The organism is Stenotrophomonas sp. YJH_SMC_33 (assembly GCF_059372295.1).
Window position 1 is genome coordinate 227,712 of sequence record NZ_JCAFVJ010000001.1, and the last position, 18,758, is coordinate 246,469.

The following is an 18,758-nucleotide window of genomic DNA, read 5'->3' on the forward strand; positions in this document are numbered from 1 at the left end:
GGTAGTGCCGGCCGCTGGCCGGCAACCTCGTTGGATTCACATCAAGCGATCAGCAGATGCCGGCCAGCGGCCGGCACTACCGTTACAGGTCACATCGTGGATTTGCGCTTGAACACGCGCTGCACCACCACGAAGAACAGCGGCACGAAGAACACGCCGAGCACGGTGCCGACGATCATGCCGCCGAGCACGCCGGTGCCGATCGCCTGCTTGGCGCCGGAACCGGCACCGGTAGAGATCGCCAGCGGTACGACGCCCATGCCGAAGGCCAGCGAGGTCATCACGATCGGGCGCAGGCGGTCGCGCACGGCGTGCATGATCGACTCGATCAGGCTGGCGCCCTTTTCCAGGTTTTCCTTGGCGAACTCGACGATCAGGATCGCGTTCTTGCTGGTCAGGCCTACCGTGGTCAGCATCGCCACCTGGAAATAGATGTCGCGTTCCAGGCCCTTGAAGGTGTTGGCCAGCACTGCGCCGAGGATACCCAGCGGGGCCGCCAGCAGCACCGCGGTCGGCACGCTCCAGCTTTCATACATCGCGGCCAGGCACAGGAACACGATCATCAGCGACAGCGTGTACAGCAACGGCGTCTGCGAGCCGGCCTGGCGTTCCTGGTAGGACATCGCCGTCCACTCGATGCCGAAGCCCGCGGGCAGCTGCTTGGCCAGCTGCTCGATCTCGGCCATGGCATCGCCGGAGGCGACACCCGGGGCCGGTTCGCCCTGGATCTCCATCGCCGACACGCCGTTGTAGCGCTCCAGGCGCGGCGAACCGTAATCCCAGTGCTTGGTGGCGAATGCACTGAACGGCACCATCTCGCCCTTGTCGTTCTTCACGGACCAGAGGTCGAAGTCCTCCGGGACCATGCGGAACGGCTGGTCGGCCTGCACGAACACGCGCTTGACGCGGCCACGATCGACGAAGTCATCGATGTACGAGCTGCCCCACGCAGCGGCCAGCGTGCCGTTGATCTGGTCGATCGACAGCCCCAGCGAGGTCGCCTTGGCCGCGTCGATGTCGATGCGGAACTGCGGCGTGTCCTCCTGGCCGTTCGGGCGCACGTTGGCCAGCTTCTTGCTGGCGGCGGCCAGGCCGAGCAGCTGGTTGCGTGCGGCGACCAGTGCCTCGTGGCCCTGGCCGCTGTTGTCCTTCAGGAAGAAGGTATAGCCCGAGGCAGTACCCAGTTCCGGAATGGCCGGCGGCGGGAAGGCAAAGATGAAGGCATCCTTGATCTGGCCCAGGGCAGCCATCGCACGACCGGTGATCGGCATCACGCCATTGTCGGCGTCACGCTCGCTCCAGTCCTTCAGCTTGACGAACGCCATGCCGGCGTTCTGGCCCATGCCGGCGAAGCTGAAGCCCTGCACGGAGAACACCGAATCCACCGCATCCTTCTCGTTCTGCAGGAAGTGGTTCTCCAATGCCGCGATCGATTCCAGCGTGCGCTCCTGGGTGGCGCCGACCGGGGCCTGCACCAGCGCCATCAGCACGCCCTGGTCTTCGTTGGGCAGGAACGAGCTGGGCAGGCGCACGAACAGCACGCCCATCAGCACGAACAGCGCCGCCACGATGCCCATGAAGCGCCACGGACGATGGATGATCCCGCGCACACCACGCTGGTAACTTTCGCTGGTGCGGTCGAAGCCACGATTGAAACCGTTGAAGAAGCGACCGGCCAGGCCGCGGTGGGCAACATGATGCTCGCCCTTCTTCAGCGGCTTGAGCATGGTCGCGCACAGTGCCGGCGTCAGCACGATCGCCACCAGCACCGACAACGCCATTGCAGAGACAATCGTGGCCGAGAACTGCCGGTAGATCACGCCGGTGGATCCGCTCATGAAGGCCATCGGGACGAACACCGCCGACAGCACCAGGCCGATACCCACCAGCGCACCGGTGATCTGGCCCATCGACTTGCGGGTCGCTTCAAGCGGCGACAGTCCTTCCTCGGACATGATGCGCTCGACGTTCTCCACCACCACGATGGCATCGTCCACCAGCAGACCGATCGCCAGCACCATCGCGAACATGGTCAGCATGTTCACCGAGAAGCCCAGCATCGCCAGCACGCCGAAGGTACCCAGCAGCACCACCGGCACGGCGATGGTCGGGATCAGGGTGGCGCGGAAGTTCTGCAGGAACAGGTACATCACCACGAACACCAGCACGATCGCTTCGAGCAGGGTCTGCACCACGCCCTTGATCGACACGCGCACGAACGGGGTGGTGTCGTACGGGATCTCGGCCTTCAGCCCGGCCGGGAAGAAGCTCTTCATGTCTTCCAGCGCAGCGTCCACGCCGGCCGCAGTATCCAGCGCGTTGGCGCCGGTGGCCAGGGTGACCGCCAGGCCGCTGGCCGGCTGGCCGTTGTAGCGGGTGACGAAGTCGTAGGACTCGGCACCCAGTTCGACGCGGGCGACATCACCCAGGCGCAGCTCGGCACCGTCCGGCGCGCCGCGCACGATGATGTTGCGGAACTGTTCCGGGGTCTGCAGGCGCGACTGCGCGTTGATGGTGGCGTTGAGCTGCTGGCCCTTCACCGACGGCGCACCGCCGAGCTGGCCGATCGCCACCTGGGCATTCTGTGCCTTGATTGCCGCAGTCACTTCCGCGACGGACAGGCCATAGGTATGCAGCTTGTTCGGGTCCAGCCAGATGCGCATGGCGTACTTGCCACCGAATACCTGGATGTTGCCCACGCCTGGCACGCGGCTCAGGCGATCGACGACATTGGAACCGACGTAGTCGGCGATGTCGTTGGCGTCCATGCTGCCGTTCTCGGACACGAACGCGATGACGTTCAGGAAGCCCGAGCTGGACTTGGCCACGTTGATGCCCTGCCGCTGCACTTCCTGCGGCAGCAGCGGCATGGCCAGCTGCAGCTTGTTCTGCACCTGCACCTGGGCGATGTCCGGGTTGGTGCCGCTCTCGAAGGTCAGGGTGATGGTGGCCTGGCCGTTGGACGAGCTGTTGGAGGAGAAGTAGATCAGGCCATCAAGGCCCTTCATGTTCTGCTCGATGATCTGCGTCACCGAGTCCTCGACCACCTTGGCCGATGCACCCGGATAGGTGGCGCTGATTTCCACCGCCGGCGGTGCGACGTTGGGGTACATCGAGACCGGCAGCTTGAACAGGGCCAGGCCGCCGGCGAGCATGATGATGATGGCGATCACCCACGCAAAGATGGGTCGATCGATGAAAAAGCGTGCCATGGAGTTCTCCGCTTACTTCGCGTCGCCGGCCGGGGCGGCAGGCTGGGCGGCTGCCGCCGGCTTGGCCGGAGCAGCGCCCTTCTCGGTGGCCTTGACCGGCATGCCGGGGCCGATCTTCTGCAGGCCTTCGACGATGACCTTGTCACCGGCCTTCAGGCCGTCCTCGACCAGCCACTTGTCGCCGACCGTGCGGCTGACCTTGACCGGGCGCACTTCGACCTTGTTGTCCTTGCCGACCACCATCGCGGTGGTGTCGCCCTTCGGATCGCGCGCGATGCCCTGCATCGGCACCAGCACCGCATCGCTGCGCACGCCGCCGCCGATCACCGCACGCACGTACATGCCCGGCATCAGCAGGCCGTCCGGGTTGTCCACCTTCACGCGCAGGCCGAAGCTGCCGGTGGTCGGATCGACGCTGACTTCGGAGAACTCCAGCGTGCCCTTGTGCTCGAAGGTGCTGCCGTCTTCCATCAGGATGCTGACCGGCAGGGTCTGGTTGTCCTGCAGGCGGCCGGCAGCCAGTTCGCGGCGCAGCTGCAGCAGTTCGGCGGAGGACTGGGTCAGGTCGACATAGATCGGATCCAGCTGCTGCACGGTCGCCAGTGCATTGGCCTGGCCGGCGCTGACCAGCGCACCCTGGGTAACGCTGGACTTGCCGATGCGGCCGCTGATCGGCGCGGTGATGCGGGCATAGCCGAGGGTGACGTTGGCCGCGTCCAGCGAGGCCCTGGCGGCACCGACATCGGCCTCGGCCTGCTTCTGCGCGGCGACGGCGTTTTCCAGGTCCTGCTGGCTGACCGCGTCGACCTTGGCCAGCTCGGTGATGCGCTTGGCGCTCAGGCTCGCGGCGTTGGCCGTGGCTTCGGCGCGGGCCAGCTGGGCGCGGGCGCTGTTGGCCTGGGCGCGGTAGCTGGCGTCCTCGATCTGGTACAGCGGCTCGCCGGCCTTGACCATGCCGCCTTCGGTGAACAGGCGCTTGGCAACGATGCCGTTGACCTGCGGGCGCACTTCGGCGACCAGGAAGGCGTTGGTACGGCCCGGCAGTTCGCGGGTCAGACCCACGGTTTCGGACTTCAGCGTGACCACGGTGACGTCACCCGGGCCCTGCTCGGGGGCCTGGGGCTGGCCGCCGCAGGCAGCCACGGCTGCGGCGATGGCCAGCGACAGTGCAAAGGGTCGGATTCGGCTCAGCAACATGACGGAAAGGCTCTTAGGGGAAGGAATCTCAAATCGCGCTGATACAGGCCGAAAGCGCCAGCAGGCAACGCGCACCAGCGGGGAGTGGGAGCCGGACCGGCCTGCCACGCACACGACGGGAATGATGGGAGCGAAATATACATACATGATTGTTTGTTTGTAAACCGGTACAATTCAGCCACGTTTCACCCGCACTCGTACCTACCCATGGCCCGCAAGACCAAAGAGGACACCCAGGCAACCCGGGAAGGCATCCTTGACGCCGCCGAAGCCTGCTTCCATGAACACGGCGTGGCCCGTACCACGCTGGAGATGATCGGCGCCCGCGCCGGCTATACCCGTGGCGCGGTGTACTGGCACTTCAAGAACAAGAGCGAGGTGCTGGCCGCGATCGTCGAGCGGGTGCACCTGCCCTTCATGCAGGAACTGGAGCGCACCTCCACCGACCAGCGCGACACGCCGGTGCACGACCTGCGCGCGGTGATGATCCACTCGTTCATCGAGCTGTCCGAGGACGAACGCCTGCGCAAGACCATGGAGATCATGCTGCGCAGCGATGCGTCGGCCGACACCAGGGTCCTGACCGAAATGCAGCAGGCCGGCTTCCGCGATGCGCTGGACCGGATGGAGCGCGCCCTGCGCCGCGCCAAGGACCTGGGCCAGCTGCGCGAGGGCGCCGACCCGAAGATCGCCGCACGCATGCTGCACGCCACCGTGCTGGGCGTGCTGCACGGCGCGATGGTCGAACCGGAACTGATGGACCTCAAGCGCGATGGCATGCTCGCGCTGGACATGACCCTGGCCGCCTACGTGAAGGATGGTGTGTTCGTTCCCGGCACCGTCCCCGAGCCGCTGCCCGAGGCGTGAACGAGGCTGCTCCCATCACTGCGGCACCCCCTGCAAGGGCAGATCGATGATCCTGGACAACGTGGTGTGGGGCTTCATCGGGTGTGGCAGCGTCACCGAGAAGAAGAGCGGGCCGGCCCTGGCCAACACGCCGGGCTCACGGGTAGTGGCGGTCATGCGCCGCAATGCCGCATTGGCCGAAGACTATGCACGCCGCCACGCGATTCCGCGCTGGTACGCGGACGCCGATGCACTCATCGCCGATCCGGAGGTGAACGCGGTCTACGTTGCAACACCGCCCTCCACGCACATGCACTACGCATTGCAGGCGATTGCTGCAGGCAAGCCGGTCTACATCGAAAAGCCGATGGCCATGAACCACGACGAGTGCCAGCGCATCATCGCGGCCAGCGCCCGCAGCGGCGTGCCCGTGTTCGTGGCCTACTACCGCCGTGCCCTGCCCCGCTTCGCACAGGTGAAGCAGTTGCTGGACAGCGGCGCGATCGGTACGCCGCGCAGCGTGCGCGCCACCCTGCATCGGCCACATTCGGCGGCTGCCGCATCGCCGGACTTCTGGCGAACCAACCCCGCCATCGCCGGCGGCGGGCTGTTCGTCGATCTGGGCTCACACACGCTGGACCTGCTCGACCATCTGCTGGGGCCCCTGAGCGACGTGCGCGGCCTGGCCAGTTCGTTGACCGGCGCCTACGCCGCCGAAGACAGCGTCTCGATGTGCTTCCGCAGCGGGGTGGGGGCGCACGGCATCGCGCAATGGAGCTTCTGCGCGTTCCGCCGACAGGACGAGGTCGAGATCACCGGCGACCTGGGGCAGCTGCGCTTTGCCACCTTCGAGGACGTTCCGGTGGTGCTGGAGACCGAAGCGGGCGTGCAGGCATTCGATATCCCGAACCCGCCATCGGTCCAGCAGCCGTTGATCGCCTCCGTCGTGGACGAACTGCGCGGCCACGGGCACTCGCCCTCGAACGGCATCAGCGCCGCCCGCACCAGTGCAGTGATCGACCAGGTACTGCAGGCCTACCGCGCCCGGCAATCGCGCTGAGCGCCAACGCAAAAGGCCGCCCTGCGGCGGCCTTTTGCGTTGCAGCGGATGGAGTCAGGGCCCTCGCCACGGCGAAGGATCCGACCTCGATGCGCATTACAGGATGTAGCGGCTCAGGTCCGGGTCCTGCACCAGCTCACCCAGGTGTGCATCGACGTAGGCGCTGTCGATGGCCAGGGTTTCGCCATCGCGGTCCGGTGCCTCGTAGCTGAGCGAATCCAGCAGGCGCTCCAGCACCGTATGCAGGCGGCGCGCGCCGATGTTTTCCTGGCGCTCGTTCACCTGGAACGCGATCTCGGCCAGGCGCTCGATGGCATCGGCAGTGAAACTGACCTTGACGCCTTCGGTGGCCAGCAGTGCTTCGTACTGCTTGGTCAGCGCCGCCTTCGGTTCGGTCAGGATGCGCACGAAGTCGCCCTTGCTCAACGCGCCCAGCTCAACGCGGATCGGGAAACGGCCCTGCAGCTCCGGAATCAGGTCGCTGGGCTTGGCCAGGTGGAACGCGCCCGACGCGATGAACAGGATGTGGTCGGTCTTGATCGTGCCGTACTTGGTGGACACGTTGGAGCCTTCCACCAGCGGCAGCAGGTCGCGCTGCACGCCTTCGCGGGAGACATCGCCACCGCCCACGTTGTCGCCGCGCTTGGCAACCTTGTCGATCTCGTCGATGAAGACGATGCCGTGCTGCTCGCAGGCCTCGATCGCCGCAGTGCGGATATCGTCCTCGTTGACCAGCTTGCCGGCCTCTTCCTCGATCAGCAGAGGACGCGCGGCCTTGATGGTCAGCGTGCGCTTGTGCGCCTTCGCGCCGCCACCCAGGTTGGCGAACATCGACTTCAGCTGCTGGCCCATTTCCTCCATGCCCGGCGGGGTCATGATGTCCATGCTGACATTGGCCGCCAGGTCGAGCTCGATCTCACGCTCGTCCAGCTCACCGTTGCGCAGCATCTTGCGGAACTTGATGCGGGTCTCGTTGTCCTGCGCCGACGGTTCGTTGCGGGCGACTTCAGGATCGAAACCGATGCCGCCGCTACGACGCGGCAGCAGCGCATCGAGGATGCGGTCTTCGGCGCGTTCTTCGGCCTGGGTACGCACGCGCACCTTGGCCTGTTCGCGATAGAGCTTGACCGCGGTGTCGGCCAGGTCGCGGATGATCTGCTCGACGTCCTTGCCGACGTAGCCCACTTCGGTGAAGCGCGTGGCTTCGACCTTCACGAACGGCGCGTTGGCCAACGTAGCCAGGCGGCGCGCGATCTCGGTCTTGCCGACGCCGGTCGGGCCGATCATCAGGATGTTCTTGGGCATCACTTCATTGCGAAGCTCCGGCGCCAGCTGCATGCGGCGCCAGCGGTTGCGCAGGGCGATGGCCACGGCACGCTTGGCGTCGTGCTGGCCCACGATATGCCGGTCCAGTTCCTGCACGATCTCGCGCGGGGTCATGGTGGCGGAGGATACTTCGATCTTCGGCATGGTTGTGCTCACGGATTCAGATGCATGTAGAGCCGAGCCATGCTCGGCTGACGGGCAGCCCTGCCGAGCATGGCTCGGCACTACAGAAGAGCGGTCACAGCTCCTCGACCACCACGTTGCGGTTGGTGTAGATGCAGATGTCGCCGGCGATGCCGATCGCTTCACTGGCAATCGTGCGCGCATCCAGTTCGGTATGTGCCATCAGCGCGCGCGCGGCCGACAGTGCATACGAGCCACCGGAGCCGATGGCGATGATGCCGTCCTCCGGTTCGATCACATCGCCGGTGCCGCTGATGATCAGCGAGGTTTCCTTGTCAGCCACGGCCAACAGGGCTTCAAGCTTTCCGAGGCGGCGCTCGGTGCGCCAATCCTTGGCCAGCTCGACCGCAGCGCGCTGCAGCTGGCCGTGCTTTTCCAGCTTGGCCTCGAACAGCTCGAACAGGGTGAAGGCATCGGCGGCGGCACCGGCGAAACCGGCCAGCACCTGGCCGTCGCGGCCAAGGCGGCGCACCTTGCGCGCGTTGCCCTTCATCACGGTGTGGCCCAGCGTGACCTGGCCGTCGCCGGCAATGGCCACGTGCTCGCCGCGACGGACGCAGACGATGGTGGTGGCGTGGAAAACGTTGGGGTTCTGACTGGGGTCCATGATGCCTCCGGGGTGACAGAACCAGAGGTGGGGACTGCGCTGCGCCCTTCAAGCCACCCGCGACCGGCCACCGCAGGGGCAACGTTCAGCTTTCTCCGCTGCCCTCGCTGCTGCGTCGGCGCTTCGCGCGCGGATGCGCGGCGTCGTAGACCTTGGCAAGGTGCTGGAAATCGAGGTGGGTATAGATCTGCGTGGTGGCGATGTCGGCATGGCCCAGCAGCTCCTGCACACCGCGCAGGTCGCCGGACGATTCGAGAATATGGCTGGCGAAACTGTGCCGCAGCATGTGCGGATGCACATGCTTGAACAGGCCCTGGCGCTGCGCCAGCTGGCGGATGCGGATCTGCACCGCGCGCTGGCTGATCGGCCCGTTGCGGCCAGGAAACACCGGCGAGGCCGGGCCGCCACCACTTTCGGCACGCCACGCCTGCAGCGCTTCGCGTGCGGGCCTGCCGAACGGCACCCGGCGCTGGCGGTTGCCCTTGCCCAGCACGTTGACCAGGCCGCTGGCGAAATCCAGGTCGCGCCAGGTCAGTGCGCAGACTTCGCTCAGGCGCAGGCCCGAGGAGTAGAACAGCTCCAGCAGCGCGCGATCACGTCGGCCGAGTTCACCTTCCGGTTCAAGCTCGACCAGCTGTACGGCTTCGTCGGCATCGAGCACCTGCGGCAACCGGCGCGGTGCGCGCGGGGCCTTCAACGTCGCTGCCGGGCTGGCCTCGATGCGTCCGTGCTTGAGCAGCCAAGCGTAGAAGCTGCGGCAGGCCGACAGGCGGCGCTGCAGGCTCTTGGCCGACAGCCCGCGCCGATGCTCATCGGCCACGAACTGGCGCAACGCATCGGCATCGAGTGCCTCCACGGCTACGCCACGCGGCTCGGCCCAGACCGACAGCGCGTCCAGGTCGCGGCGGTAGGCGTCGAGTGTGTGCGCCGACATCCGCCGCTCCACCTGCAGATGCTGCAGGAACGCCTGTACCGCGCTCATCGCCGTCGTGCCCTGCTCAGCTCGGGAAGCGCTTCAGGCCAGTGGCCAGGGCGTCGCCCATCATGCGCAGGAACAACGTGCCCATGCCCGGGTAGAAACGGTTCGGATCATGGCTGCCGACCGCGATCAGGCCAACCCCCGGCAGCGGCAGCAGCGCGGTGGTCTGCACCTCCTCGCTGCGCGCGCCGTACAGCACGGCGTTCTTCTCCGGCTGCAGGCGGCCGCAGATCGGCTCGCCGTCCTTCAGGCAGTCGCGGAACGGGCCCAGTTGCGGATCATCGGCGGCGATCACCTGCAGCCAGTCGGCCTGTTCCAGCCCGGCCACCGGCGCATGCACCACCAGCCGCACCAGGTCGCCGGCGAAGTCTTCCTGCAACGAAGCGGCCATCGCACGCAGAGTGTCGGCCGCATTGTCCTGCTTCATCAGTGCCAGGGTCAGCTGATGCGTGCGCACCGCCAGCCGCTCGTTGACCTGGGCGGTCGCGCCCAGGTCGGCCAACCGTCGCGCCAGCTCGCGGTTCTTCTCGCGCAGCACTTCCAGCTGGTAGCTGGCCAGCGATGCGGTCGGGCCGTCATCGCGCGGCACCACCAGGGTCAGGGCCAGGTCCGGGAACTGCTTGAGGAAGCCGGGATGACGCCGCAACCAGGCAGCGACTTCGTGGGCCCCGAGCTTGTCGACGGTTTCGCTCATGCCATCCACTCCCCTTCGAAGACGAATGCGGTCGGGCCGGCCATCACCACAGGCTGGCCATCCCCCGGCCACTGGATGCGCAGGTCACCACCGGGCAGGCTGATGCGGGCATCGCGCTGCAGGCGGCCGCGCTGCATCAGGGTCACCGCAGCGGCGCAGGCGCCACTGCCACAGGCCAGGGTTTCGCCGACGCCGCGCTCGAACACGCGCAGGCGGGCGTGCGCCGGGCCCATCACCTGGGCGAAGCCCACGTTCACCGAGCGCGGGAACGAAGCATGCTGCTGCAGCAGCGCACCGACGCGCTCGACCGGCGCAGCATCGATCAGGCCGACTTCGATCACCGCATGCGGGTTGCCCATCGACACTGCGGCGAAGCGCACGCTTTCGCCCTGCAGCGGCAGCAGGTATTCCTCGCGCGGATGGGCGAAGCCCATCAGCGGCACGTTGGCCGGCTCGAAGGCAGGCACGCCCATGGTTACGGCGAACTGTCCGTCACCGAGCACCTTCACTTCATGGCTGGCCAGCGGGCTGTCGATGACGAACGCATCGCCCTGCGCACTCCCTTGGCGCACCAGCCAGGCCGCGATGCAGCGTGCGCCATTGCCGCACTGCTCGGAATTGGAACCGTCGGCATTCCAGATGCGGTACGAGGCCGCCGAGCCTTCCGCACGCGGCGCTTCGATGGTCAGGATCTGGTCGCAGCCGACGCCGGTGTGGCGGTCGGCAAGGCGCGCGGCCAGTTCGGGCGTAGGCGGCGCGGTGCCGTCACGCAGGTCGATCACTACAAAATCATTGCCCGCGCCGTGCATCTTGCTGAAGCGCAGCGCCGTGGAACTGGCCTTACTCATCCCCGCTGCCCGCCTTCTTCGCTGGCGCGGGTGCCGGCTGAGTGGTCGTTGCAGCCGGATCGACGGTCGTGGCGGGGGCAACGGCGCCCTGGGCCTCCGCCGGGGTCGCCTCGGTGGCGGGCTCGGCAGCGGGTTCGACGGTTTCTTCCACCGGCACCGGCTTCTGCGGCAGTACCAGCGGGCCCTTGTTGCCGCAGGCGGCGAGGAGCAGCAGCGAGGCCGCTGCCAGCGGAATCAGGATGGCGTTTCGATGGGGGATCTTCATGCCCCGAGTATAGCCATTGGCGGCTGAGCGGTTGGTGCAGGGCGGCACGCCACGCATCCGCCGGGCATGGCCCGGCGCTACCGTAACCGGGCGCCGCAGGTAGCGCCGGGCCATGCCCGGCGGGCAATCATTGCTTTGGCGGCAGCGGCCGCGTCCACAGCCAGATCGCCACCACGGTCATGCTGCCGATCGAGAACCACTTCACCCAGGCAATCGGTACGCACCACAGCATGATGGCGGCGCATACCGCCATGGTGATCGTGGCCATCCACTTGCCGTAGCGGCTGACCGCCCCGTGTGCCTGCCAGTTGGCGATGGCCGGGCCGAAGCGTGGATGCTGCAGCAGCCAGTTGTGCAGGCGCTCGGAGCCACGCGAGGCGGCCCAGGCCGAAATCAGGATGAATACGGTGGTCGGCAGGCCCGGCACGAAGATGCCGACGATGCCGGTGCCGAGGCTGACATACGCCAGCAGCCACCACGCCCAGCGGAAACGCACCACGCGCGGAGGCGTGGCGGCATCGCGAGGGGCGGAAGGATCTGGCGCGCTCATGGCCGCAAGGATACCGGTTCAGGGTGCCAGGCAGCGCCCGGCACCCTGTCGCGATCACGGCTGGGCGATGCCCAGCTGCTGCAGCACGAACGCGTACGACTCGGACAGCTCGCGGTAGCGCTGGAAGCGCCCCGACTTGCCGCCGTGGCCGGCTTCCATGTTGGTGCGGAACAGGATCGGGTAGTGGCCGGTGTTGTCGTCACGCAGCTTGGCCACCCACTTGGCCGGCTCCCAGTACTGCACCTGCGAATCCCACAGGCCGGTACCCACGAACAGCGCCGGGTACGCCTGCCGCTTCACGTTGTCGTAGGGCGAGTAGGACAGCATGTAGTCGTAATACTGTTTCTGTTCCGGGTTGCCCCACTCGTCGTACTCATTGGTGGTCAGCGGAATGGTCGGGTCGAGCATGGTGGTGACCACGTCGACGAACGGGACCTGCGCCACCATCACCCGGTAATCCTGCGGGGCCTGGTTGGCCACCGCGCCCATCAGCAGGCCGCCGGCGCTGCCACCGGACGCGGCCACGCGATCCTTCGCCGCCCAGCCCTGTGCGACCAGGCCACGGGTGACGTCGATGAAGTCGTTGAAGGTGTTCTGCTTGTGCAGCAGCTTGCCGTTCTCGTACCAGTCGCGGCCCATTTCCTGGCCGCCGCGGATGTGGGCGATGGCATACACCACGCCGCGGTCGAGCAGGCTCACCGCGGTCTGGTTGAAGTACGGATCCATCGACATGCCATAGCTGCCATAGGCGTACTGGAACAGCGCGCCCTTGCCGTCCTTCTGGTAGCCCTTGCGGTAGACCAGCGACACCGGCACCTTCACGCCATCACGTGCGGTGATCCAGACGCGGTCGGTTTCGTACTTCGACGCGTCATAGCCGATCACCGGCTGCACCTTCAGCTGGCGGCGTTCGCCGGTGGCGGTGTTCAGCTCGAACACGGTGGTCGGGGTGGTCATCGAGGTGTATACGTAGCGCAGCCAGGGCGTATCGGCCTCGGTGTTGTCGCCCAGGCCCATCGAGTACGCTGGCTCATCAGCCTTCACGTAGTCGCTGCGGCCATCCTTGAACAGCAGGCGGATGCGTTCCAGGCCCTCGGAGCGTTCGGCGATGGCGGTGTAGCCATCGAACAGTTCGAAGCCTTCGATGAACACCGCATCGTCGTGCGCGATCCAGTCCTTCCACTGCGCACGCGAAGTGGCATCGGTCGGCGCAGTGACCAGCTTGAAGTTCTTCGCGCCGTCGTTGGTGCGGATCACCCAGCGGCCGTCGTAGTGGTCGGCATCGTACTCGACGTCACGCTGGCGAGGGGCCAGCACGGTGAACGTGGTCGGGTCGCCGGCCGGTGCGTAGCGCTCTTCCGAGGACACGGTGCTGTGCACGCCGATGGTGATGAAGCGATCATCGCGGGTGCGGCCGATGCCCATGTAGAAGCTGTCGTCCTTCTCTTCGTAGACGACGGTGTCGGCGCTGGCTGGAGTGCCCAGCACGTGCTTCTTCACGCGCACGGTCAGCAGCGTTTCCGGATCGTTCTCGACATACAGCACGGTGCGGTTGTCGTCGGCCCAGACCAGGTCGCCGGAACTGCCGGTGATCACATCGGGCAGCACCTTGCCGGTGGCCAGATCCTTGAAGCGGATCGTGTACTGGCGGCGGCCCACCTCATCCTCGGCCCAGGCCAGCAGCTGGTTGTCCTGGCTCACTTCCATCGAGCCGACGCTGAAATAGCCCTTGCCGGCGGCCATGGCGTTGACGTCCAGCAGGATCTCCTCGGCGGCCTCCATGCTGCCCTTGCGGCGCGCGTGGATCGGATAGTCCTGGCCGGTCTCGAAGCGGCTGTAGTACCAATAGCCGCGCTCACGCGCCGGCACGCTGGAATCGTCCTGCTTGATGCGGCCGACGATCTCCTTGTACAGGGTGTCTTCGAGCGGCTTGAGCGGCGCCAGCACCTGGTCCGCGTAGGCATTCTCGGCCTGCAGGTAGGCCAGCATGTCCTTGTTCTCGCGCTTGTCGTCGCGCAGCCAGTAATAGTCATCGTTGCGGGTCGCGCCGAACGGCGCCTTGACCACATGCGGATGCTTGGCGGCATCCGGCGGAACAGGCGGAGTGGCGGCGGTGGCAGTAGTGGTCATCAGGCTGGCGAGCAACAGGCAGAGAGTGGATTTCATGTAGTGGGGTTCCTTGAACTGCAATGCAATGGCGTCCTTGTGCCCGAGTCTGGGTTGCAGGAGGGCTGCGGGCAACCCTGCGGATCGTCATGGGGAGTGCCGGCCGCTGGCCAGCAACCTCACGAACCCGGAGACGGTCGGAATGCCGGCCGGCGGCCGGCACTACCAGAACGCATGCCCCAGACGCGCGGCGTACCATGGGCACATGAGCACCCTGCCCCACACGCCGGGCTACAGCCGGCGCAGCCATGAAATCGCTCCATTCCACGTGATGTCCCTGCTGGCCCGCGCACAGGCGCTGGAGCAGGCCGGCCACGATGTGATCCACCTGGAAATCGGCGAACCGGACTTCACCACCGCCGAACCTGTCGTGCGCGCCGGCCAGGCCGCATTGGCCGCCGGTCATACCCGCTACACCGCCGCACGTGGCCTGCCGGCTCTGCGTGAGGCCATCAGCGGCTTCTATCGCAGCCGTTACGGGCTGGATATCGACCCTGAACGCATCCTGGTCACACCGGGTGGGTCCGGTGCGCTGCTGCTGGCCAGCAGCCTGCTGGTCGATCCCGGCCGCCACTGGCTGCTGGCGGACCCCGGCTATCCGTGCAACCGCCACTTCCTGCGCCTGGTGGAAGGCGGTGCGCAACTGGTACCGGTCGGGCCGGAGACCGCCTACCAGCTGACCCCGTCACTGGTGGAACAGCACTGGGATGCCGACAGCGTCGGCGCGCTGGTCGCCTCACCGGCCAACCCGACCGGCACCGTGCTTTCCGCCGACGATCTGGCCGCACTGTCGCAGGCCCTGCACGCGCGGGGCGGCCACCTGGTGGTGGACGAGATCTACCACGGCCTCACCTATGGCCTGGATGCGCCCAGCGTGCTGCAGGTGGATGACAGCGCGTTCGTGCTGAACAGCTTCTCCAAGTATTTCGGCATGACCGGCTGGCGGCTGGGCTGGCTGGTGGCACCGCCGGCCGCGGTACCGGACCTGGAGAAGCTGGCGCAGAACCTGTACATCAGCGCCTCGAGCATCGCCCAGCATGCCGCCCTCGCCTGTTTCAGCGAGGAATCGATGGCGATCTTCGAACAGCGCCGCGACGCGTTCCGCCAGCGTCGCGACTTCCTGCTGCCCGCACTGCGTGAGCTGGGCTTCCGTATCGAGGTCGAGCCGCAGGGCGCGTTCTACCTGTACGCAGACGTCAGCGCGTTCACCGACGATGCGCAGGCGTTCTGCACCCACTTCCTGGAAACCGAGCATGTGGCATTCACGCCCGGGCTGGATTTCGGCTTCCATCGTGCCAACCAGCACGTGCGCCTGGCCTATACCCAGGAAGTGCCGCGATTGCAGGAGGCGGTGGAGCGGATCGCGCGTGGGTTGAAGAGCTGGGGCACCTGATCGCCCTGCGCGAACAGCATCCACGCATGACGTGGATCTACTGGCTCCACGCCACGTGGATACGCGGACCCAACGAAAAACGCCGCCCGAAGGCGGCGTTTTTCATTCCGTCACTTACCGCCGAGGCGTTCCCACAGGAAGCTGTAGGCCAGCGCCGACATGTGTGCGGCCTGCGCGTTGTTGGCGGCGCCGCCGTGGCCACCTTCGATGTTCTCGTAGTAGGTCACGTCCTTGCCGGCGTCGATCATCTTCGCCGCCATCTTGCGGGCATGGCCCGGATGCACGCGGTCATCGCGGGTGGACGTGGTGAACAGCACCGGCGGGTACTTCTTCTTCGCATCGAACAGGTGGTACGGCGAGAAGGTCTTGATGAACTCCCAGTCGCTGGTATCCGGGTTGCCGTACTCGGCCATCCACGATGCGCCTGCCAGCAGGTGGTTGTAGCGCTTCATGTCCAGCAGCGGCACCTGCACCACCACCGCACCGAACAGCTCCGGGTACTGGGTCAGCATGTTGCCGGTCAGCAGGCCACCATTGCTGCCGCCCTGCACGCCCAGGTGCCTGGCGCTGGTGATCTTGCGCTTGACCAGATCGCGCGCCACCGCGGCCATGTCTTCATAGGCCTTGTGGCGGTTCTGCTTCAGTGCCGCCTGGTGCCAGCGCGGCCCATACTCGCCACCGCCACGGATGTTGGCGACCACGTACACGCCGCCCTTTTCCAGCCAGGCGCGGCCCATGCCACCGGAATAGCTCGGGGTCAGCGAGATCTCGAAGCCACCGTAGCCGTACAGCAGGGTCGGATTGGAACCGTCCAGCTTCATCGCCCGATCGTGCACAACGAAGTACGGCACGCGGGTGCCATCCTTGCTGGTGGCGAAGTGCTGCTCGATCACCTTGCCCTTGGCATCGAAGAAGGCCGGCATGGTCTTCAGCGTTTCCGGGGCCTGGCCGATCTCGGCCAGCGCCAGCGTGGTCGGGGTCAGATAGTCGGTGGCCGTCAGCCACACCGCGTCGCTGTCATTGCTGTCGACCGCAGCCACCCCCAGCGTGCCGAAAGCCGGTGCACCAACGAAGCGGCTGGTCTGCCAGCCATTGGCGCCCGGCGTCAGCACCGACAGGCGGTTCTTGACGTCGTCCAGCACGTTCAGCACCAGATGGTTCCTGGTCCAGGTGGCGCTGGCCAGCGAGGTGGTCGCGGTCGGGGTGAACAGCACGTCGAACTCGCGCTTGCCGGCCAGGAAGTCATCCAGCTTGGTGGCCAGCAACGAACCGGGCGCATAGGTCTTGCCCCCGACAGTCCACGGATCACGCAGCTCCAGGGTCAGCCATTGCTTGTGCAGGCCCTTCTCGGCCGAATTCGGCGCGTCGATCTTGGTCAGCGTGCCATCGTCACCGCGCAGATAGATCTCGTTGTTGTAGAAGGCGAGCGTGCGGCTGACCAGGTTGCGTTCGAAGCCCGGAGTGTCATCGTGCGTCGCCGCGATGTACATGTCTTCCGGCTTGCCTTCGTAAACCGTCGTGGCCGAGGCCATCGGAGTGCCACGCTTCCACAGCTTGGCCACGCGCGGGTAGCCGGAGGTGGTCATCGAGCCGGCACCGAAGTCGGTGTAGACGAACACGGTATCGCGGTCGATCCAGTTGAGGCCGCCCTTCGACTCCGGACGGAAGAAGCCATCCTTGATCCAGGTCTTGTTGGCCAGGTCGAATTCGCGGGTGACGTCGGCATCGGCGCCGCCGCGCGACAACGCGATCAGGCAACGGCTGTAGTCCGGGCGCAGGCAATCGGCGCCGTGCCAGACCCAGTTCTCACCCTCGGCCTTGTTCAGTGCATCCAGGTCGAGCACGGTTTCCCACTGCGGCGAGGCCTTGCGGTATTCGGCCAGGGTGGTGCGTCGCCACAGGCCACGCTCGTGCTGCTGGTCCTTCCAGAAGTTGTAGTAGTAGTCGCCGATCTTCTGCACGGCGGGAATCTTGGCATCGGAGTCGAGCACCTCGCGGATGCTGGCTTCCATCTGCTTGAATGCCGGGGTCTGCGCAAGGCGCGCCTCGGACTTGGCGTTCTGTTCCTTGACCCAGGCCAGCGGCTTGTCGCCGGTTACGTCTTCGAGCCAGGCGTAACGGTCGGTGTCTTCAGCGGCCACGGCGGTCCCCACCGAGGCAGCGGTCATCATGCCAGCCAACAGGCAGGCGGAAGCGAATCGTGACATTGCAGCTCCAGGCAGTCATAAGCCCTGGAACGCTAGCATGGATCACCGCTGTCGCCCCCGTGTCGAAGGTCAGGCCGCGGCGGTGGCGCCCCGACGGCGGCGGGCCGCACCGCCACCGCGTCGGTCCGCCTGTCCACCGGTGTGACGCGCCCGCCGCAGCCACGACAGGCGAGGCAACGGGAAGCGCAGCAGCGCCCACCAGGCCACCAGCGGCATGCCCACCAGCCACATCGGCAACCAGCCCAGCCATGCGCTGCTACCACGCGCGGCCGGCCAGACCAGGACCAGTGCCACACCGGCCAGGGCCAACTGCCGCACGCTGCGCAGCAGGCGCGGGTCGGCACGTTCAAGGCTGACGCGTTCAGCTGCAGGGCGACGGACGGAACGTGCGTTCATGGGGCTTCTCCGGTAGACAGTGCAACACAGCTTGGTCAATGCCCTTCTCAAAGGCTGCGACACCATTGACGGATCGCGCACGCTCAGTCGACCATGCTCACGCAAAGCCCTCCTGAGCCCGCTCCCGCATGACTTCGATCCGCCCGCTCTGCGCCATGCTCTTGGCCCTGTCCCTGGCGGGCCCCGCCGTGGCCGCCAGCGAGCCGCCATCGCCCCGTGCCAGCGCCCCACGCGTCGCCGACCCGGATGCGCCGATCGACCTGAAGCGCTTCATGGGTACCTGGTACGTGATTGGCCGCGTGCCGAACTTCGTCGAGCGCGGCCATGTGGCCAGCGTCAACGAGTACGAACTGCGCGACGCGCACAAGGTCGGCATCACCTACCGCTATCGTGATGGCTTCGGCGAACCCCTGCAGGAGATCCGCGCACGCGCCAGTGTCGATCCGGACAGCGGCAATCACGGCTGGCGCACCTGGTTCTATCGCGTGGTGCCTACCCATTCACGGGTGCTGGAAGTAGCACCGGATTATTCCTGGGCACTGATCGGCTACCCGGGCCGCGAGATGGCCTGGATCTTCTCGCGCACACCGGACATGGACAAGGGCCTCTACAAGGAACTGGCCGAGCGCCTGCGTGACGAATACGGGGTGAACACCGACAAGCTCAAGCGTGTGCCACAGCGCCCGGAGCAGGTCGGCAAGCTGGGTTACGAAGTACCCAACGTGCGTTGAGAGAGCGCCGGGCGCAGATGTAGTGCCGGCCGCTGGCCGGCAGCTCCGGCACACCTGGAGCAGCGCATCGTTGCCGGCCAGCGGCCGGCACTATCTGA

General features: G+C 66.5%; 16 protein-coding genes. 4 read left to right on the top strand and 12 right to left on the bottom strand.

The window, feature by feature from the left end; translation table 11 throughout:
- Positions 1 to 89: 89 nt before the first annotated feature.
- Positions 90 to 3,212, bottom strand: coding sequence for a multidrug efflux RND transporter permease subunit SmeE (smeE, locus tag AC5P9W_RS01010; protein WP_111102108.1), 3,123 nt, complete (start codon positions 3,210 to 3,212; stop codon positions 90 to 92).
- A 12-nt stretch (positions 3,213 to 3,224) separates the two neighbouring features.
- A complete protein-coding gene (gene smeD, locus AC5P9W_RS01015) occupies positions 3,225 to 4,409 on the bottom strand; it encodes a multidrug efflux RND transporter periplasmic adaptor subunit SmeD (RefSeq protein ID WP_111102109.1) in 1,185 nt (394 codons plus the stop codon).
- Between the two features lie 207 nt (positions 4,410 to 4,616).
- On the opposite strand from smeD, the gene smeT reads away from it, so the two are divergent.
- Together smeT and AC5P9W_RS01025 are read left to right on the top strand one after the other, a co-directional pair.
- Positions 4,617 to 5,276, top strand: a complete 660-nt coding sequence (gene smeT, locus AC5P9W_RS01020) for an efflux transporter SmeDEF transcriptional repressor SmeT (RefSeq protein ID WP_019660698.1) — start codon at positions 4,617 to 4,619, stop codon at positions 5,274 to 5,276.
- Between the two features lie 46 nt (positions 5,277 to 5,322).
- Positions 5,323 to 6,315, top strand: a complete 993-nt coding sequence (locus AC5P9W_RS01025) for a Gfo/Idh/MocA family protein (RefSeq protein ID WP_111098678.1) — start codon at positions 5,323 to 5,325, stop codon at positions 6,313 to 6,315.
- A 96-nt stretch (positions 6,316 to 6,411) separates the two neighbouring features.
- Here AC5P9W_RS01025 and hslU read toward each other — a convergent pair whose 3' ends face one another.
- The 8 genes from hslU to AC5P9W_RS01065 all read right to left on the bottom strand — a co-directional run bounded on the left by hslU (position 6,412) and on the right by AC5P9W_RS01065 (position 13,933).
- Positions 6,412 to 7,785, bottom strand: coding sequence for an ATP-dependent protease ATPase subunit HslU (gene hslU / locus AC5P9W_RS01030; RefSeq protein ID WP_095378276.1), 1,374 nt, complete (start codon positions 7,783 to 7,785; stop codon positions 6,412 to 6,414).
- A gap of 94 nt (positions 7,786 to 7,879) precedes the next feature.
- Positions 7,880 to 8,431: an ATP-dependent protease subunit HslV gene (hslV, locus tag AC5P9W_RS01035; protein ID WP_005411093.1), complete on the bottom strand. Its 552-nt coding sequence runs from the start codon at positions 8,429 to 8,431 to the stop codon at positions 7,880 to 7,882.
- Between the two features lie 85 nt (positions 8,432 to 8,516).
- Entirely contained in the window at positions 8,517 to 9,413 is an 897-nt protein-coding gene (gene xerC / locus AC5P9W_RS01040; protein ID WP_111102110.1) for a tyrosine recombinase XerC, read from the bottom strand.
- A gap of 16 nt (positions 9,414 to 9,429) precedes the next feature.
- A complete protein-coding gene (locus AC5P9W_RS01045; protein WP_019660702.1) occupies positions 9,430 to 10,104 on the bottom strand; it encodes a DUF484 family protein in 675 nt (224 codons plus the stop codon).
- On the bottom strand, positions 10,101 to 10,952 hold the full coding sequence (gene dapF, locus AC5P9W_RS01050) for a diaminopimelate epimerase (RefSeq protein WP_111098675.1): 852 nt from the start codon (positions 10,950 to 10,952) through the stop codon (positions 10,101 to 10,103). Before dapF ends, AC5P9W_RS01045 begins: the two co-directional genes overlap by 4 nt.
- The gene (gene lptM / locus AC5P9W_RS01055; protein ID WP_031270510.1) at positions 10,945 to 11,217 is read right to left on the bottom strand and encodes an LPS translocon maturation chaperone LptM; all 273 of its coding nucleotides are present in this window, start codon (positions 11,215 to 11,217) and stop codon (positions 10,945 to 10,947) included. The genes dapF and lptM overlap by 8 nt, the downstream gene beginning before the upstream one ends.
- A 127-nt stretch (positions 11,218 to 11,344) precedes the next feature.
- Positions 11,345 to 11,767, bottom strand: a complete 423-nt coding sequence (locus tag AC5P9W_RS01060; RefSeq protein WP_021203896.1) for a YbaN family protein — start codon at positions 11,765 to 11,767, stop codon at positions 11,345 to 11,347.
- A 54-nt stretch (positions 11,768 to 11,821) separates the two neighbouring features.
- Positions 11,822 to 13,933: a S9 family peptidase gene (locus AC5P9W_RS01065; RefSeq protein ID WP_111098702.1), complete on the bottom strand. Its 2,112-nt coding sequence runs from the start codon at positions 13,931 to 13,933 to the stop codon at positions 11,822 to 11,824.
- A gap of 205 nt (positions 13,934 to 14,138) precedes the next feature.
- On the opposite strand from AC5P9W_RS01065, the gene AC5P9W_RS01070 reads away from it, so the two are divergent.
- Positions 14,139 to 15,326: a pyridoxal phosphate-dependent aminotransferase gene (locus AC5P9W_RS01070; RefSeq protein WP_288041823.1), complete on the top strand. Its 1,188-nt coding sequence runs from the start codon at positions 14,139 to 14,141 to the stop codon at positions 15,324 to 15,326.
- A gap of 110 nt (positions 15,327 to 15,436) precedes the next feature.
- On the opposite strand, the gene AC5P9W_RS01075 is transcribed toward AC5P9W_RS01070, so the two are convergent.
- Both AC5P9W_RS01075 and AC5P9W_RS01080 read right to left on the bottom strand, forming a co-directional pair.
- Entirely contained in the window at positions 15,437 to 17,533 is a 2,097-nt protein-coding gene (locus AC5P9W_RS01075) for a prolyl oligopeptidase family serine peptidase (RefSeq protein WP_111098347.1), read from the bottom strand.
- Between the two features lie 69 nt (positions 17,534 to 17,602).
- Positions 17,603 to 17,929 carry a hypothetical protein gene (locus AC5P9W_RS01080; RefSeq protein WP_021203893.1) on the bottom strand — a complete coding sequence of 109 codons (327 nt, stop codon included), beginning with the start codon at positions 17,927 to 17,929 and terminating at the stop codon, positions 17,603 to 17,605.
- A gap of 128 nt (positions 17,930 to 18,057) precedes the next feature.
- On the opposite strand from AC5P9W_RS01080, the gene AC5P9W_RS01085 reads away from it, so the two are divergent.
- Positions 18,058 to 18,660: a lipocalin family protein gene (locus AC5P9W_RS01085; RefSeq protein WP_019660709.1), complete on the top strand. Its 603-nt coding sequence runs from the start codon at positions 18,058 to 18,060 to the stop codon at positions 18,658 to 18,660.
- The last annotated feature ends 98 nt before the right edge of the window (positions 18,661 to 18,758 follow it).

Bases quoted from the DNA above. Each gene is read 5' to 3' on its own strand.
- smeE (WP_111102108.1), bottom strand. From the start codon at position 3,212: ATGGCACGCTTTTTCATCGATCGACCCATCTTTGCGTGGGTGATCGCC.
- smeD (WP_111102109.1), bottom strand. From the start codon at position 4,409: ATGTTGCTGAGCCGAATCCGACCCTTTGCACTGTCGCTGGCCATCGCC.
- smeT (WP_019660698.1), top strand. From the start codon at position 4,617: ATGGCCCGCAAGACCAAAGAGGACACCCAGGCAACCCGGGAAGGCATC.
- AC5P9W_RS01025 (WP_111098678.1), top strand. From the start codon at position 5,323: ATGATCCTGGACAACGTGGTGTGGGGCTTCATCGGGTGTGGCAGCGTC.
- hslU (WP_095378276.1), bottom strand. From the start codon at position 7,785: ATGCCGAAGATCGAAGTATCCTCCGCCACCATGACCCCGCGCGAGATC.
- hslV (WP_005411093.1), bottom strand. From the start codon at position 8,431: ATGGACCCCAGTCAGAACCCCAACGTTTTCCACGCCACCACCATCGTC.
- xerC (WP_111102110.1), bottom strand. From the start codon at position 9,413: ATGAGCGCGGTACAGGCGTTCCTGCAGCATCTGCAGGTGGAGCGGCGG.
- AC5P9W_RS01045 (WP_019660702.1), bottom strand. From the start codon at position 10,104: ATGAGCGAAACCGTCGACAAGCTCGGGGCCCACGAAGTCGCTGCCTGG.
- dapF (WP_111098675.1), bottom strand. From the start codon at position 10,952: ATGAGTAAGGCCAGTTCCACGGCGCTGCGCTTCAGCAAGATGCACGGC.
- lptM (WP_031270510.1), bottom strand. From the start codon at position 11,217: ATGAAGATCCCCCATCGAAACGCCATCCTGATTCCGCTGGCAGCGGCC.
- AC5P9W_RS01060 (WP_021203896.1), bottom strand. From the start codon at position 11,767: ATGAGCGCGCCAGATCCTTCCGCCCCTCGCGATGCCGCCACGCCTCCG.
- AC5P9W_RS01065 (WP_111098702.1), bottom strand. From the start codon at position 13,933: ATGAAATCCACTCTCTGCCTGTTGCTCGCCAGCCTGATGACCACTACT.
- AC5P9W_RS01070 (WP_288041823.1), top strand. From the start codon at position 14,139: ATGAGCACCCTGCCCCACACGCCGGGCTACAGCCGGCGCAGCCATGAA.
- AC5P9W_RS01075 (WP_111098347.1), bottom strand. From the start codon at position 17,533: ATGTCACGATTCGCTTCCGCCTGCCTGTTGGCTGGCATGATGACCGCT.
- AC5P9W_RS01080 (WP_021203893.1), bottom strand. From the start codon at position 17,929: ATGAACGCACGTTCCGTCCGTCGCCCTGCAGCTGAACGCGTCAGCCTT.
- AC5P9W_RS01085 (WP_019660709.1), top strand. From the start codon at position 18,058: ATGACTTCGATCCGCCCGCTCTGCGCCATGCTCTTGGCCCTGTCCCTG.